The following is a 16,737-nucleotide window of genomic DNA, read 5'->3' as shown; positions in this document are numbered from 1 at the left end:
CAATTTTAATTAATTTTAAAATATAAAACAAGAGTAAAATTAAAAAATATAACGAAAATCATATATTGTCTCAAAATATCATGATAATTTAGCATTTATACAACCATATGAATGTTAATTACTTATTTAATTAATATTATTCTAATTTTACAACAAATTAACTTCTTTTTTTCCGTATACGTTCTTGAATATCAGTGTTCTGTTTCTCAAAATATTTAAGCACCTGTTTTCACTAAAATTTCGTAATTTTGTGGGTCTTTATTTTAAGAAGCAGATAACCTTTTTGCAAGGATAAAACATGGCTAAAACAACAGAAATAGATATAAAAAAACAGATCTTTGTTAAGAACGCACATCTTAACAATCTGAAACATATAGATGTACTGATCCCCAAAAATAAACTGATCGTGATCACAGGAGTTTCCGGAAGCGGAAAGTCTTCCCTGGCATTCGATACTATCTATGCAGAAGGACAGAGAAGATATGTGGAAAGCTTAAGTTCTTATGCTCGTCAGTTTTTGGGTAAACTGGAAAAACCGAAAGTAGACGATATAAAAGGACTGGCTCCTTCCATTGCCATACAGCAGAAAGTAATCTCTTCCAATCCCCGTTCCACGGTCGGAACTTCTACGGAGATCTATGATTATATGAAACTTCTTTTTGCAAGAATCGGAAAAACTTTTTCTCCCGTTTCAGGTGAAGAAGTGAAGAAAGATTCCGTTTCTGATGTCATAGATTTTATCAAAGCATCAAAAAAAGAGACTTCATTTTTACTGACAGCTCCTTTGGAATATGATGCTGCCAATTTCAAGGAAACCCTGAACATTTTAAAACTGGCAGGTTTCACGAGACTTGAAATTAACGGTAATGTAGCAGGTATTGAAGATCTGGAAAGCTTCGGTTTTACTCCTGAGAAAGGGATGGTTATCAATCTTGTAATCGACCGTTTTTCTTATGAAGAAGATGAAAGCTTCCTTCAAAGACTGGCAGATTCCATTCAAATGGCATTTTATGAAGGTCACGGTTATTGCTCACTGAAAAATACAGATACAGGAAAAATAAAAGAATTCTCCAATAAATTCGAACTGGACGGTATGGAATTCCTCGAGCCGAATGTTCATTTCTTTAGCTTCAACAATCCTTACGGAGCATGTCCGGCATGTGAAGGATACGGAAAAGTAATCGGAATAGATGAAGATCTTGTTATTCCCAATAAAACCTTATCTGTTTATGAAGATGCAGTAGTTGCCTGGAGAGGCGAAACAATGAGTGAATGGAAAAAAGAATTCATCAAAAAAGCTGGTGATTTCCCTATTCATAAACCTTATCATCAATTGACCAAGGAACAGAAAAGCTTCCTATGGAAAGGAGATGGTAAAAGCAGCTTCCCTTCTATCAATAATTTCTTCAAAATGCTTGAAGAAAACCTGTATAAAATTCAGTATCGCGTTATGCTTTCCCGTTACAGAGGCAAAACACTCTGCCCGACCTGCGAAGGTTTGAGATTACGTGAAGAAACGAGCTGGGTAAAAGTAGACGGACACAACATCCAGTCTGTGATCGAGTTGCCACTGGATGAATTATACCCTTTGATAGACGGGCTGAAACTTTCCGAGCATGATCAGGATGTTGCCAAAAGATTGTTATATGAGATCAAAACCCGTATAGAGTTTTTATTGAAAGTAGGTCTAGGATATTTGACATTGAACAGAACTTCCAATACACTTTCCGGTGGTGAAAGCCAGAGAATTAACCTTGCCACAAGTCTGGGAAGTTCCCTGGTAGGATCCATTTATATATTGGATGAGCCTTCTATCGGGCTGCATTCAAGAGATACGGAAAACCTGATCGGGGTTTTAGAAAATCTTCGTGACCTTGGAAACACCGTGATTGTAGTTGAACATGATGAGGACGTTATGAAAGCTGCAGACTACATTATAGATATTGGCCCGGAAGCTGGTTATCTTGGTGGCGAACTGGTATTTGCAGGTGATTATGATGATCTTAAAAATGCAGATACGCTTACCTCAAAATACCTCACCGGAAGAATGGAGATTGAGGTTCCGAAAAAACGCAGAAAAGCTAAGGAATGGATCCATATTAAAGGTGCAAGACAGAATAATCTGAAAAATATAGACGTAGATGTTCCTTTGGAAAGCCTTACCGTGATCTCGGGAGTTTCCGGAAGCGGAAAATCTACGCTGATGAAGGAAATTTTAACCAATGATATCCAGATCCAGCTTGGAATGGGTGGCAAAAAAGGAGATTATGACTCTGTGGAATTTCCAAAGAAACTCATCAAAAACATTGAGCTGATTGACCAGAACCCGATTGGAAAATCTTCACGGTCCAACCCTGTTACCTACCTGAAAGCTTATGATGACATCAGGGATCTTTTTGCCAAACAGAAAGTTTCAAAAATGATGGGTTACAAGCCTAAACATTTCTCTTTCAATGTAGACGGCGGAAGATGTGATGAATGTAAAGGAGAAGGTGTAATCAATGTTTCCATGCAGTTCATGGCGGATATTGAACTGGAATGTGAAGTATGTAAAGGAACCCGTTTCAAAAATGAGATTCTGGAAGTGAAATTCGACGAGAAAAGTATTTCCGATATTCTTCATATGACGGTGGATGAAGCTTTAGAATTCTTTAAAGACAATAACGAAGAAAAAATTGTCACAAAACTAAGACCACTACAGGAAGTTGGTTTGGGCTATCTGCAGCTGGGACAAAGTTCTTCTACTCTTTCCGGCGGCGAAGCACAGCGTGTAAAACTGGCTTCATTCCTTGTAAAAGGAGTTACAACGGACAAAACTCTGTTTATTTTTGATGAACCTTCTACGGGGCTCCATTTCCATGATATCCAGAAATTATTGAAATCTCTGCAGGCACTGATTGATCTAGGTCATTCCGTGATTGTTATTGAGCATCAGCCGGACATTATCAAATGTGCAGATCATATTATTGACATTGGCCCTGAAGCAGGAAAATACGGTGGTGAAGTAGTTTTTGCAGGAACTCCCGAAGATTTGGCAAAAAACAAAAAATCACATACTGCAAAATACATCAAGGAAAAACTTGAAAACTAGATATAAACAGAGAGCCGTCTGGCTCTCTGTTTTTTATTCAAATAATACCAGCTTTAAATATTATTATACAAAAACGGACTCTCCCTAATAAATGTTCTGTCATCAATCTGGGAAACCAAAAATTCAGATAAATCTGCTGCACTTATCTTTTCTCCCAAACAATCTGTCAGGTTAGTTTCTGTTTTGAAATGTTCAGCATCAGGAATAATCAAGGGAAGCCTGACTAACGTCCAGTCCAGATTACTGTTAACAAGAATTTCGTATTCAGCCTGTTTATCTTTTGTTGTCTTTGGATAATTCTGATACATCCATCCGGTAGCTGCTTTCACCTTATCATTTTTATGATCAAAGGGTGTATCAACATTTAAACCCGTTATAGCAATATATCTTTTAATTCCATGAAAATTCATTGATTGTATAATGTTTTTTGTAACCTCTGTAAATACAGGTTCCTCCCCCACAGGCTGTCCGATTTTACTGATTACTGTATTACAGCCTGTAATAAGTTTGTTCACAGCTTCGAAATCTCTCGCATCTCCCTGTACAACTTCAATTAAAGGGCTTTTGAAAGTGAAATTTTCAGGAGTCCTTAATAACAGTTTCATAGGGTATTCTTTATTCAGAAGTTCCTGAATAAGATAGCTTCCTGATTTTCCGGTACCGCCTATAACGGCAATTTTATTTGTTTTCATAATGATCTCTTTTGTTTGTAAAATGAGGCACAATAACGAATGAGAAATAACTCATGCATTTACTGTGATTCCTTTTTTAATATTAAAATAATAGCAGAAAAAGGCTCAGAAGATTGAACCTTAAGATTTCAGATGCTTAGAAAACACCTGATTGTGATATTTATAAAGAGATATTAATGATCCAAATATAGTTATTAATTTTAAATCCAATAAATTATATTCCAAAAGTAAAATCCTCCCTGTTATTTATTAAAATATTTATTAATTTTCCGTCTGCAAACCTAAAATCCATGAAATACAAATTTCTGTTCCTTTCTGCAATTTTACTTTCATTATACGGCTGCTCATCTAGAAAAGCATCATTTTCAAACCAGATTTATGATACAAAACTGGATACATTAACCTTATTCGATAAAAGCAGAAACCGGAAGATTCCTGTTGCATTCTATAGTCCAAAGACTGATCAAAAGATCTCACAGCAGCAGGTCGTTATTTTCAGTCATGGATATGGTGCCAATAAAGGCGGTGATTATTTTGTGTATTCTTATTTAACTCAAAAACTGGCTTCCAAAGGATATTTTACGGTAAGTATCCAGCATGAACTTCCAACCGACGAACTGCTTCCTGTAGAAGGAGACCTGCAGGTTGTAAGAATGCCTTTCTGGGAAAGAGGCGCCGATAACATTCTATTTGTTTTGAGTGAACTTAAAAAGACCAGACCGGATCTTGATTATAAGCATCTGGTATTGATCGGCCATTCCAATGGTGGAGATATGACCGCTTTATTCGCCAATAAGTATCCTTCTCTGGTATATAAAGTCATCACTATGGATAACCGGAGAATGTACCTTCCACGTACCTCACTGCCTAAAATATATACTCTCCGTTCCAATGATTATCCCGCTGATGAAGGCGTACTTCCATCCCCAGAAGAACAGAAAAAGTACCATATCCCTGTACAGCCAACTCATATCAATCATGGCCATATGGACAATAAAGGCAGTGATGATGAGAAAGCAATGTTGAATAATTTTGTTTTAAAATATATTGAAAATCAATAACTTAAACACTTATCCACAATAAATTGTGGATAACTTGTGAATTTTAACATTAAATTCATGTTTCGTATTAAAAATAGTGCTACATTTACTATGTAATACAACTGAAATGAAATCTTTTTTTGCTTTTTTCAGCTTTGAAATTGCAATTAAATTTGAAATAAAAATTTAAGCACAGCATTGTCGGCTGTGCTTTTTATTGTTGTCTAATTAAAAAAATGAGATGTATTATCTACTGGATCCGCTCCTAAAGAGCGGATTCTTTTAATATCAAGAAAAAGACAGGCTAAAACCTTTAAGCCGGAAGTTAAGAATTCCCTATTTTCGTTAATGTTTCATAATAAGGTTTCCTATTTATTGCAGCTTTTTTACTTTAGCTTCAAATTAACCCATGAAAAAAATTACATTAAGCATCGTTATTCTGGCGACAGGAGTCTTTGTTCACGCTCAAATGCAAAACCCCGATTTTGAAGAAACTGAAAACAATCTTCCTATTACATGGAAAAGCAGACCCACGGAAGCATATGAGGTAAAATCAGATAATACCGTTAAGTATTCCGGGAAAAATTCATTACAGATTACCAGTACAGCAGACGCATCAGGCAAAATGCAGACTTTTTCCCAGCTAATCCCTATTCCGGGAAGCGGACTCAGAAAGGTCCGTCTCAGCGGCTATATCCGTTCTGAAAATACTGCGGGAAGTATTGCACTTTGGGCACAGGTAAAAAATGAAGAAAAAAATACCATTGATTTTGGAAATTCCAAGACACAAAATAATAATATAATTCCCAATTCGGACTGGAAAGAATATTCTTTGGAATTTGTACTGGATGACACGGCTAAAAATTTTCTGTTCGGAGGTTTTTTATCAGGTAATGGCAAAGTATGGTTTGATCATTTTACAGTTTCAGAAATTCCTTTTTCTTCAAAACCATCTTCTGAAAAAGCTTTAGCTTATATAAAAGAATTTAAAAATATCGTTAAGAAAAACTCCATTTTTAAAAATCAGATTAACTGGACTCTGCTGGAAAAGGACCTGAAAAAGATCTCAAAAGGTATGGAAACTGTAGAAGATACAGGCCCGGCTATACAGTATATTATGCGAACCCTGAAAGTATCAGGAGATAATCACTCATTTATAGATTCCAAAGAGAATGTTGAGAAAAAAGCAGTTTCCAATACTGTCGCTATAGAACCTGAATTTAAACTGACTGACCAAAATATCGGATATATCATGGTTCCTGCATTTTCTTCCAGAAGCAAAGAAGTAGGAATATCATTTGCCGAAAAAATTCAGGGTATGATTCAAAAACTGGATACTGAAAATACTGTTAAAGGCTGGGTTGTGGATCTGAGGAAAAATACAGGCGGAAATATGTACCCGATGATCACAGGTTTAGGGCCGCTGACCGGCGAAGGAATATTGGGATATTTTACAAGTGATAAAGGGAAACATGCCTGGAGTTACAAAAAAGGAACAACCGGTTATGGCTTAGCAGTTTCCAATCCATATTCGGTTAAAAGTCCTGAAATAAAAATAGCAGTATTAATAGGTCCCGGAACAGCAAGCAGTGGTGAGGCGACTGCAATTTCATTCATCGGAAAAACAAATGTAAAGACATTCGGGCAGCCTTCCGCAGGGTATACGAGCGGTAACCGGGGGTTTAAACTAAGTGACGGAAGGAGTCTTCTCCTGGCTTCGTCTTATGAAATGGATAGAAAAGGAAAGGAGTATAAAGAAAAAATTCAGCCTGATGTTCTTGTACCGGTTTCAGAAAACACAGATTCTGATGCTGATCTAACTGCTGCTACACAGTGGATTCTGGAATAAAATATTTTATTGATTATTTTTCTTTTAAAAAATTACAATACAGGAGAATAAACCAGGAACTACATATAAAAATAAAAGACTTTGACGTTGCAAAGTCTTTTATTTTTTTAAATTAATTAGTAATTTTATTCTTCAGAGGCTCCATAGTTCAACGGATAGAATAGAAGTTTCCTAAACTTTAGATCCAGGTTCGATTCCTGGTGGAGCCACTTTAATCTCACTCAGCTTATAGGACCTGCCAAATATCTTTCTCCAAATACTCTGTTCTTCAGTTCTGTTTTTACAATTCGCCTATATGAATATTCTGAAAATCAAATTTCATAAGATTAACACTCTCTTCCTGAAGTATTTATATTTATTTCTGATTCTAGTCCAATTTTTCCACAAATAATGTTACCGAAGAATTAACTGCCGGAACACCTGCTACCGCAGCTATATCACCATTCACATTGGCAGTCACTCTATAGACTTCTTTAGTATTGTGAAGAATGATAATAGCATACCCGATATCTCTGTTATTAGGGTTGATGTCTCTGGTTGCATTTCCATTTTCTCCATTAAAATTATACCAGGTATTGGCCAAAGATGCCTGTCTGCCCCATTCCTCCAGGTTTACCCCTCCGCTTCCCGCTTTATGGTATAATATAGTGACATGATTGGGAACAGACAGATTATATTCTAAGTTGGCAGCACTTACACTTGTTCCATTAAATCTTAAACTAATCGTTCCAATGGTTACCGCTGAATTAGCAGGAGTATTATTGTCAATAGGAGTAACTGTCTTTTTTACATAAGTTAAGGCTTTGATATACGTATTAAAAGATTGCCCTATAAAAGAAAGATCCCATAGCGGCCCTGAAGGATCAGATAAATCATTTTTGACAATTTCAATATAGCTATTTGCAGGAATCACATAAGTAGGCTTATTACTGGTTGCCGTAACTCTAATCAGCTGTGATCCACCCAAACCGGATACCGTAACATCCTGTGTAGAATTATTTCTGATTCTGTAAACCCTTCCCGAAAACGAGTTTGCACCAATACCATCAGGTAAAGTAATTGTAACCGGGGAAGTACCCGTTACAGCAATGTATTGATCCTGGATTGTTAAACTAACATCTGAAGTGATGTTCTTATAAGCACCTTCATAAGATCCTTCCACTACAAAAGTACTATGAGGATCTGTAGTACTGATTCCAACTTGAGCTTTAATGTTTACTATTGAAAGCAACAAAAGGCAGATAAATAATTGTTTTTTCATGAACTTTGCATTTAAATTTGAATGCAAAAGTATTCGGGGACAAGAAAGTTTACAAAATCAGAACCTAGCAATACCTGTCAATAACTGTCAATTAACTGTCAAAATCCGTATTTATCTAATATTCATTGTATTAAAGTAGGAATTTTAATACTACAAATTGCCTATAGAAAGTAAAAATATCCGCTCATTTTATAAATTTATAGGTTAGTATACATTTTTTTAAAGCATTCATTCCACTACTTTTCATTTTTTTAATATTAAAGGCAATTTATAAGCATGCTTTTAGACTGTATAAATTGATCGGATATTGAAAAATCAATTTCACCAAAATACACAGTCGAGTTAAAGAGATTCAATTATAAACTGATCATTGAAGGCTGTTGATTAAAATTCCGATCACAATTCCGAATTTTAACAGAAAACTACTGATCATAGTTTTTAATCAATTAACTTATTCATGAAATCAATTTAATTAAAGGATTGTTTATATCCCAGAGGAGTAACTTCCATTTTCTTTTTAAACAGTTTATTGAAAGATTGTGGATGTTCAAAGCCTAAAGCATAGGCAACCTCTGAAACTGAAAAATTGGTAGCAGTAAGATATTCCTTAGCTTTTTCAATCAGTTTTTCATGAATATGCTGTTGAGCGTTCTGTCCGGTAAGATTCCGGAGCATATCACTTAAATAGTGTGGCGAAAGGTTCATTTCCGAAGCCAGAAATTCTACTGTAGGAAGTCCTTTAGTCAAGGTTTCCTGTCTGTTGAAGTAGTTTTCCAGTATGATTTCCATTTTGGACAACAGATCATTATTGACCGCTTTTCTGGTGATAAACTGTCTTTTATAAAAACGGTTGCTGTAATTCAGCAAAACCTCAATGTAGGAAACAATAACATCCTGGCTTACTTCATCAATGGCTGTATTCAATTCATTCCTGATATTGTCCAGCAATCCGGTTATGATTGTCTTTTCCTGATCAGACAGATGGAGGGCTTCATTGGTATCGTAAGAAAAAAATCCAAATTTTTTGATATTTTTTCCCAAAGGATAAGTCCTTATAAAATCCGGATGTATCAGCAATGTATATCCGCAATATGCTTCATTCACTTCTGTGGAAAGAATCTGTCCAGGTGATGTAAACATCATACCTCCCTCATTGAAATCATAATAACCCTGTCCATAACCCATTTTTCCGTGCTCAGAAAACTTGTATGAAATTTTATAAAAATTCATGTGAAAGCTCCGGTTCAGCAGCTCTTTATTGACAACCATTTTCGTATTATCTACCAGACTTACCAATGGATGAAGCGGTTTTGGAAGCTGCAACATATTGTGAAGCTCCGATATGGACGAAATTTTCAAAGGGGTGTTATCTTTCTTTTCCATGATATAAAGTTATTAAATATTTAAATGGAAAGACAGCACAAGTAGAATTACTTATGCTGCTTTACTATTTCAGACGATGTTAGATAAATTGCTTTCCGAGCTGTTCTCTGAAACTTTCGTCTCCCAATTCAAGACGCTGTGCATATAATGCTTTTGCATCCTCTCCTGCTACATATCTCAGTTGTTTCTTACCGTCTGTGGCAGCTTCATAAACTACTTCGGCAATCTGTTCCGGCTCGGAGGCCCCTTCCATCATTCCTTCCATGCTGGAGAAAAGAGAAGTAGTCATTTCATCATATGCAGGACTTGTTGCAGCATCTAAGGAACGGCTGATAAAATCTGTTTTAATCCCGCCCGGAGATACTGTTTTGATATCGATACCAAATTTATTCAGTTCGAAGGCCATACTTTCGCTCCAGCCTTCCAGAGCCCATTTGGTTGCATGATAGGTTGAGCCTAAAGGAAATGCAATCAATCCCCCGATTGAAGTGGTAGAAATAAACATTCCGCTTTTTCTCTCTCTGAAATAAGGAATAAAAGCCTGCGTTACACGGATCACTCCAAGAAGATTGGTATCCAGCTGTTTTAAGATCTGCTCATCCTTTAATGCTTCCAAAGGACCGATAAGCCCATATCCTGCATTGTTGAACACCACATCTACACTACCCAGTTCAAGGGTCTTATTCACAGTCGACTTTATCTGTTCGAGATTGGTAACATCTAAAGGAAGAAGAGTTACATTATCTAAAGCTGCAAGTTCAGGTGCTGCTTCAGGATTTCTCATGGTAGCAATAACGTTCCATCCTCTGCTTTGAAATAATTGGGCAGTCGCTTTTCCTAATCCTGTTGAAGCTCCTGTTATAAAAATTGTTTTCATTTTGTTCTGTATTAAATTAACAGGACAAAGGTCAGCATTAGAATAAGAGATGAAGTTGCCAAATTGGACTAACGTGTAGCCAAAATGGATTAAATAAAAAAGCCCGGATCAGACATCCGGGCTTTATTTTAAAAGAAGAGAAACAGGCAATACAGTGAAACGGTTTCTCTTTTGAATAAGTTTAGTTAAAATTTATAGACAAATGCGTTGATATTCATCCCTGCTCCCACGGAGGCAAATAAGACAACATTTCCTTCTTTTATTTCATGGGAAGGAAGTTCTCCGTTTAAAATCATGGTAAGCAAACTTGGAATGGTAGCTACGCTGCTGTTTCCTAATTTATTAATGACCATCGGCATAATATTTTCCGGCATTGGCAGATCATAAAGCTGGTAAAAACGTTTTACGATCGCTTCATCCATTTTTTCATTAGCCTGATGAATAATAATCTTATCGAGCTGATCTATAGAATAACCGCTTGAATCCATACATTTCTTCATAGCATCTGCAACATTTACAAGGGCAAATTCGTAGATCTTTCTACCATCCATCTTGATATACTTCGTATCCGGACAGCTTTCATTATTGTATGACTTACCAAAGAAAAGGTAATCTTTTTCAGTTAAAGTATAAGAAGCAGATAAATGGGACTGTATACCTTTATCATTTTCACTGATTTCCAGGATAGCTGCTCCCGCACCATCTGCATAGATCATACTGTCCCTGTCATGAATATCAACTACTCTGGAAAGTGTTTCTGCACCAATAACAAGGCAGCGTTTTGCAATTCCTGACTTAATGAAAGCATTAGCCTGTATCACCCCTTCAATCCAGCCCGGACATCCGAAAAGTACATCATAGGCTACACAGAAATTATTTTTGATTTTCAACAGATGCTTTACTCTTGAGGCCAGACTTGGAACACTGTCCGACTGAACAGTACCAAAGCGGACATCTCCAAAATTATGAGCAAATATAATATAGTCCAGAGTTTCAGGATCTATTTTTGAATTTTCTATTGCTTTCTGTGCTGCAATCAATCCCAGATCAGAAGTCACCTGATGTTCAGATGCATATCTCCTTTCTTCTATGCCGGTAATTTCTTTGAGCTTTCTGGCAATAATATCATTCGCTTCTTTTAATGACTCTCCGTTTTTATTAATAAAATGATGCTGGTCAAAAAATAAATTTGTAATTGTTTCCGGCGGAATATAATTGCCGACACCTATAATCTTGCTTGTCATTAAAAAAAAATTATAATTTTTTTAAATTCATTTTGTTTTTATGAATTGAAATATTGTACAATAATAACGATAAAATATCTATTAATCGTATGATAAAATATAATTGAATATTTATATTGGTATTCAAAGCATAGAATGAAGCTTCAGCTCCTCTCAAATTACTCTTCATCACTGTTTTTTTTAAAATTCGTCATAAAAAATAATCAGGATCATATTGTTGACATTTTTTGTAAATTCGCGTGTTTATGGCAGCCTATATTCTTGAAAATACAAGCATCAGCACGCTTTCTGTGTACGATCTTCTGAAACATGCTTCAGGCAGCTCATTTCTGGAGATCAGAGATTTTCATGACATCTATCCTACTGCCATTGAAAACAACAATGGGGTTTTCAGCAAAAGATCTCCATTAAAAGATTTTCCGGACGTTTCCGTAAGCCAGATAGGAAGTTCTATTGTAAGTACCTGTACCTGTAACAGTCCCAAAGACAAACTCTGTGAGCATCAGACAGAAATTATACACGGAATTTTGGAAGAAAAAAATTTCAGAACTTTTTTTGATCCTTTTCTTCGCAAAAAACTGTTTATTGCCAAAGCTAAAAGCTATGGTTTAGAAAATGAATCTGATCTGGATACCTATTTCGAACTGAAATATATTGAAGGTAAAATCGAAGTACGGCCTAAAATTAAGGAGATGCTTCTTATTGATGAGGATATTTTTAAACAGTATCTTATTCCGCAACGTTCATCTACAATTAATGAATTGGCTTTACAGGATACCGGAAAAAGAAAAATACTGGTTATTGGAAGGCATCGTTATTACAGCCATCTGAATTTTTCACTGATGGAAGCGGAAACCACTCAGACAGGAAAGGTAAAAAATCCTGTAACCTCCGTTGATGCCATGCAGCTTATCTGGAAAGCCGAAGAACCGCAACATATTAAATTCTATACCGCTGTTTCAGCGTTTCAGAATAATTATAATGAAGATTATAATGCAGCCGAACTGGAAGCCTTGAAACTGATTGTACGGAATCCGCTTGGACTGGAAACCTATTATCATGACCGGGAATTGTCCGAAACGGTTTCATCAAAATCCCTTGTTCCTGTGCAGCTTGAAGTTTTACAGGCAGAAATACAGCTTAGTGTATTCAAAAAGGAACCTTTTTATGAAGTGACAGGAGAATTGGAATTTAATGATATTTCCATTCCTTTTAAAAATGTAATGATCCGTAATGAATATTTCGTCTACAGCAGAAATACATTCAGTTTTGTAGATGATCCTGATATGCTCCGGGTCATTAAGTTTTTTAAAGCTAATAACGAGATTTTGCTGGTTCATGCCTCAAAATATGAAGCATTTATGCAGAATATCCTCTCCTCACTGGAAGAACGTATTCACATCAACTACAGCTACATACAGCCTGCAACAGCAGTACAGCTTGAAGAGAAGGATCATAAGAATGAACGGATCATTTATCTTCGCCAGCAGGGAAATTATGTTGCCCTGACTCCGGTCATGAAGTACGGACAGATAGAAGTTGCCGTCTATTCCAGAAAACAGCTTTTTGATACGGACCAGAATGGAAATGTATTTAAAATTGACAGAAGTGATGCGGAAGAAGCCCGCTTTACCTCTCTTATCATGAAGCAGCATCCTGATTTTGAAGAACAGATGGACGGTTATGATTACTTTTATCTGCACAAAGATAAATTTCTGGATCAGGACTGGTTTCTTCATGCTTTTGACGTATGGAGAAATGAAGGGATTGTTATTCTTGGTTTCAATGAACTTAAAAATACTAAGCTTAACTCACATAAAGCAAAGGTTAATATCCAGATTACCAGCGGACTGGATTGGTTCAATGCTAAACTGAAGGTAAGCTTCGGACAGAAAGATGTTGCTTTAAAACAGCTTCACCGTGCTATCCGCAACAGAAGCAAATTTGTACAGCTGGATGACGGTACACTTGGAGTTCTTCCTGAAGAATGGATCAACAGGATGAATGAATTTTTCAGGATCGGTGAAATTGATGCTGAAGATCTTAAAATTCCCAAAATCAATTTTACAGAAGTATCATCATTGTTCGAGAAAGATATTGTAAGCACTGAGGTACAGGAAGAGCTTTCTTCTTACTCTCTGCAATTCTCATCAGTTAAAAATATTCCTCAGATCAGTATTCCTTCGGGATTAAATGCAGTTTTGAGAGATTATCAGCATGATGGACTGAACTGGCTGACTTTTTTGGACAGTTTCAGTTTCGGAGGATGTCTGGCGGATGATATGGGACTTGGAAAAACGCTGCAGGTAATTGCATTTATCCTTTCTCAGCGGGAAAAACGGGGGCATGTTACCAATCTCGTTGTGCTTCCTACTTCCCTGTTGTTCAATTGGCAGGAAGAAATTAATAAGTTCGCTCCTTCCATCAAAGTAATGACTCATTACGGACCTGACAGACTGAAAACTTCAGAACATTTTTCTGAATATGAAATGATACTTACCAGCTATGGAATGCTTCTTTCAGATATCCGTTTTCTGAAAAATTTCCGTTTCAACTGTATTTTCCTTGACGAATCTCAGACCATCAAAAATCCCAATTCGGAAAGATATAAAGCTGCAAGATTATTGAATTCAAGAAACAGATTTGTTCTTACAGGAACTCCTATCGAAAATAATACGTTTGACCTTTACAGCCAGCTTTCTTTTGCATGTCCGGGACTTTTGGGAAGCAAACAGTATTTTAAAGATATTTATGCTGTTCCTATCGATAAATTTGAATATGGCAAACGGGCTCAGGAACTTCAGGAGAAAATAAGGCCTTTCATTCTCCGCAGAACGAAAAAACAGGTCGCCAAAGAGCTTCCTGAAAAAACAGAAATGGTCATCTACTGTGAAATGGATGTTGAGCAGCGTAAAATTTATGATGCTTACGAAAAAGAGCTTCGTGAATTTATTGCAGCTAATGATGACGATGATCTGAATAAAAACAGTATGCATGTGCTGACAGGGCTTACGAGACTCCGGCAGATCTGTAATTCTCCCGTTCTTTTAAAAGAAGGATATTCAGGGGATCACGCAGTAAAAATAGAAATACTGATGGAACAGATCCAAAGTAAATCTAAAGGTCATAAAATCTTAGTATTCTCACAATTTGTAGAGATGCTGGATTTACTTAAAGCTAAACTTGAACTCAAAGATATTCCTTTTGAATACCTTACCGGACAGACCAAAAGCAGAGGTAAAGCGGTTAATAATTTTCAGGAAAATGAAGACATCCGGGTATTTCTGATCAGCTTAAAGGCTGGCGGGGTCGGTCTTAACCTTACGGAGGCTGATTATATTTATCTTGTAGATCCGTGGTGGAATCCGGCAGCAGAAAATCAGGCTATCGACAGGAGTTACCGGATTGGGCAGACTAAAAATGTAATTGCTGTCCGTCTGATATGTTCAAATACTGTGGAGGAGAAAATTTTAAGTCTTCAGAAAAGGAAAAATGAACTGGCTCAGAATCTGCTTCAGACTGATGGAAATGGAATCCAGAAGTTGTCAAAACATGATTTACTGGAAATACTGGACTCAAAACCTTAAAGATTTTCAGTAAAGACAATATTAAGCGTCGTTGGAACAATCTTCTTTGCAAAACTTTGTTATAAAGCTATTTTAACGCAAAGTTTAATTTTGATTATGTGGATTGAAGGATGCAAAGAAGGAATCAATCTGCGATTGATTTGATTAAGCGACTGGTGTATCTTTCTGTTTTTAAGCTGTTATTCTTATATGGTTTCTTTTATTGATCTTAAAAGAAAACCGACAGATAGAAATCTGCCGGCTTAAAAAACAAAAATTGATATGGATATGATTAGATAAGTGTTTCTATTTTTTGATGATTTTTTCTGTAATTGTTTTTTTGTCTTTCGTATGGATCCTGATCAGGTATGTTCCCGGAGTAAATTTTTCCATATTGACAACATCTGATGTTCCTTCCATAAGCTTCTGCCCTGCTACATTATAAATCTCATATTTTTCAAGTCTTTCATCTGTTTTTAATGTGGCAGAACCTGATGTAGGATTTGGATATATTTTTGCAGAAGATTTCTTTGTTACTTCTGATGTAGCCAGATTAGATGCCAGTACATTCAAAGTATAATCTTCAACCTGTCCGATGAACCATCCTGAAGGGCATGGAAGATTTTCCAATGTTCCCATCCATGAACTGGATTCATAGGCTTTAACAATTCTGAAACGGGTTTGGCCCAATATTGCATCAGCAGGAATTGCTATGGTTCCGGATGTTATCCCTGTCTGTTTACCGGGAACCGGATCAGAATTATCCAGGTAACCCAGATTAAATGCTTCGTTCGGATCAAATACATTATTATGGTTAAAATCGATATAAGCGTAAGCAGAAACAGTTGTCTGTCCCTGGGTTCCTCCTGTTATTGTTATCGGATAAGAACTTCCTTTATTCACATTGAAAACTGTATTTGTAAAGTTTTCGATCACGTCTGAAGTCCCATCTATATTACTTTCTCTGGAAATTCCAGTAAATTCCACTTTTGTAATTTCACTGACAGTCAAAGTTGTAATATTTTCAGCCCCACAGTATGGCGAAGGAAAAACTGTAGGAGTTCCTGTAATATTAACAGTATAATCTTCCGTTTGTCCTGCCCTTAAACCAGTATCACACGCTGTGTTGATTGAGTTGGGTGCATTCGGATCGGAATAGGCTGCTGTGTTGGTGTTTTTCAGTACTCTCATTCTTGTAGTACCAGATACAGCATCGGCAGGAACTGTAATGGTCCCGTTTATTGTAAAAGCATTAAAAGGATTAGCCGCTGCTAACCTACCGATGTAAAGGCTTTCTCCTGCATCGTTAAAATCACCGTTCTGATTAAAATCAATAAAAACCACAACATCACTTGGAAAAGTACTTGAAGGGCCTTTTACAGAGATCTGATAACTGTTTCCGGCCTGAAGATCCGCAGACATTGAAGTAAAATCCTCATAAACCTGAGCTCCTCCGGATTGAGAAGATGATGTGTTATTGATATTTCCAAAATTCACATTGGTGATCATATTACTATCTGCCCCATACTGAAATACAGGGTTGCAATATTGTGCATTCATCATCATATAGAATACTGCGGCAGAAAGAGTAGATAATTTCTTCATTAATTCCTTTATTTTGTTGGGACAAATTTATATTTATTTAGAATTAATAAAAATAAGAAGCGAATGATATTTATCACTTTTTACAGAATAATTTAAAAATCAGAAAGATAAATTAAATCAAACTTCAAA

10 protein-coding genes and 1 tRNA gene are annotated in these 16,737 nt (G+C 36.3%); 5 read left to right on the top strand and 6 right to left on the bottom strand.

Going from position 1 to position 16,737, the window contains the following annotated elements; all coding sequences use genetic code 11:
• The first annotated feature begins 298 nt into the window (after positions 1-298).
• Positions 299-3,091, top strand: coding sequence for an excinuclease ABC subunit UvrA (gene uvrA, locus ACQWU4_RS00950; RefSeq protein WP_429933898.1), 2,793 nt, complete (start codon positions 299-301; stop codon positions 3,089-3,091).
• A gap of 53 nt (positions 3,092-3,144) precedes the next feature.
• Here uvrA and ACQWU4_RS00945 read toward each other — a convergent pair whose 3' ends face one another.
• Complete coding sequence (locus ACQWU4_RS00945; RefSeq protein ID WP_429933897.1) at positions 3,145-3,783, bottom strand: NAD(P)-dependent oxidoreductase; 639 nt, start codon at positions 3,781-3,783, stop codon at positions 3,145-3,147.
• Between the two features lie 290 nt (positions 3,784-4,073).
• On the opposite strand from ACQWU4_RS00945, the gene ACQWU4_RS00940 reads away from it, so the two are divergent.
• The 3 genes from ACQWU4_RS00940 to ACQWU4_RS00930 all read left to right on the top strand — a co-directional run bounded on the left by ACQWU4_RS00940 (position 4,074) and on the right by ACQWU4_RS00930 (position 6,881).
• On the top strand, positions 4,074-4,844 hold the full coding sequence (locus tag ACQWU4_RS00940; RefSeq protein WP_429933896.1) for an alpha/beta hydrolase: 771 nt from the start codon (positions 4,074-4,076) through the stop codon (positions 4,842-4,844).
• Positions 4,845-5,232: 388 nt separating this feature from the next.
• Positions 5,233-6,672: a S41 family peptidase gene (locus ACQWU4_RS00935; RefSeq protein ID WP_429933895.1), complete on the top strand. Its 1,440-nt coding sequence runs from the start codon at positions 5,233-5,235 to the stop codon at positions 6,670-6,672.
• A 137-nt stretch (positions 6,673-6,809) separates the two neighbouring features.
• A tRNA-Arg gene (locus tag ACQWU4_RS00930) sits at positions 6,810-6,881 on the top strand.
• Positions 6,882-7,039: 158 nt separating this feature from the next.
• Here the strand turns inward: ACQWU4_RS00930 and ACQWU4_RS00925 are convergent.
• From ACQWU4_RS00925 to ACQWU4_RS00910, 4 genes are all read right to left on the bottom strand, one after another.
• On the bottom strand, positions 7,040-7,933 hold the full coding sequence (locus ACQWU4_RS00925; RefSeq protein WP_429933894.1) for a hypothetical protein: 894 nt from the start codon (positions 7,931-7,933) through the stop codon (positions 7,040-7,042).
• A gap of 468 nt (positions 7,934-8,401) precedes the next feature.
• Positions 8,402-9,316 carry a helix-turn-helix domain-containing protein gene (locus tag ACQWU4_RS00920; protein WP_429933893.1) on the bottom strand — a complete coding sequence of 305 codons (915 nt, stop codon included), beginning with the start codon at positions 9,314-9,316 and terminating at the stop codon, positions 8,402-8,404.
• Between the two features lie 79 nt (positions 9,317-9,395).
• Complete coding sequence (locus ACQWU4_RS00915; protein ID WP_429933892.1) at positions 9,396-10,193, bottom strand: SDR family oxidoreductase; 798 nt, start codon at positions 10,191-10,193, stop codon at positions 9,396-9,398.
• 185 nt (positions 10,194-10,378) lie between these two features.
• A complete protein-coding gene (locus tag ACQWU4_RS00910) occupies positions 10,379-11,437 on the bottom strand; it encodes a 3-oxoacyl-ACP synthase III family protein (RefSeq protein WP_429933891.1) in 1,059 nt (352 codons plus the stop codon).
• A 245-nt stretch (positions 11,438-11,682) separates the two neighbouring features.
• On the opposite strand from ACQWU4_RS00910, the gene ACQWU4_RS00905 reads away from it, so the two are divergent.
• A complete protein-coding gene (locus tag ACQWU4_RS00905; RefSeq protein WP_429933890.1) occupies positions 11,683-15,024 on the top strand; it encodes a DEAD/DEAH box helicase in 3,342 nt (1,113 codons plus the stop codon).
• Between the two features lie 285 nt (positions 15,025-15,309).
• Here ACQWU4_RS00905 and ACQWU4_RS00900 read toward each other — a convergent pair whose 3' ends face one another.
• Positions 15,310-16,608 carry a T9SS type A sorting domain-containing protein gene (locus ACQWU4_RS00900; RefSeq protein WP_429933889.1) on the bottom strand — a complete coding sequence of 433 codons (1,299 nt, stop codon included), beginning with the start codon at positions 16,606-16,608 and terminating at the stop codon, positions 15,310-15,312.
• Between the last annotated feature and the right edge of the window lie 129 nt (positions 16,609-16,737).

Source organism: Chryseobacterium sp. MIQD13, from assembly GCF_050496705.1.
Classification (GTDB): Bacteria; Bacteroidota; Bacteroidia; order Flavobacteriales; family Weeksellaceae; genus Chryseobacterium.
This window is presented reverse-complemented; position numbering and strand designations above follow the sequence as displayed.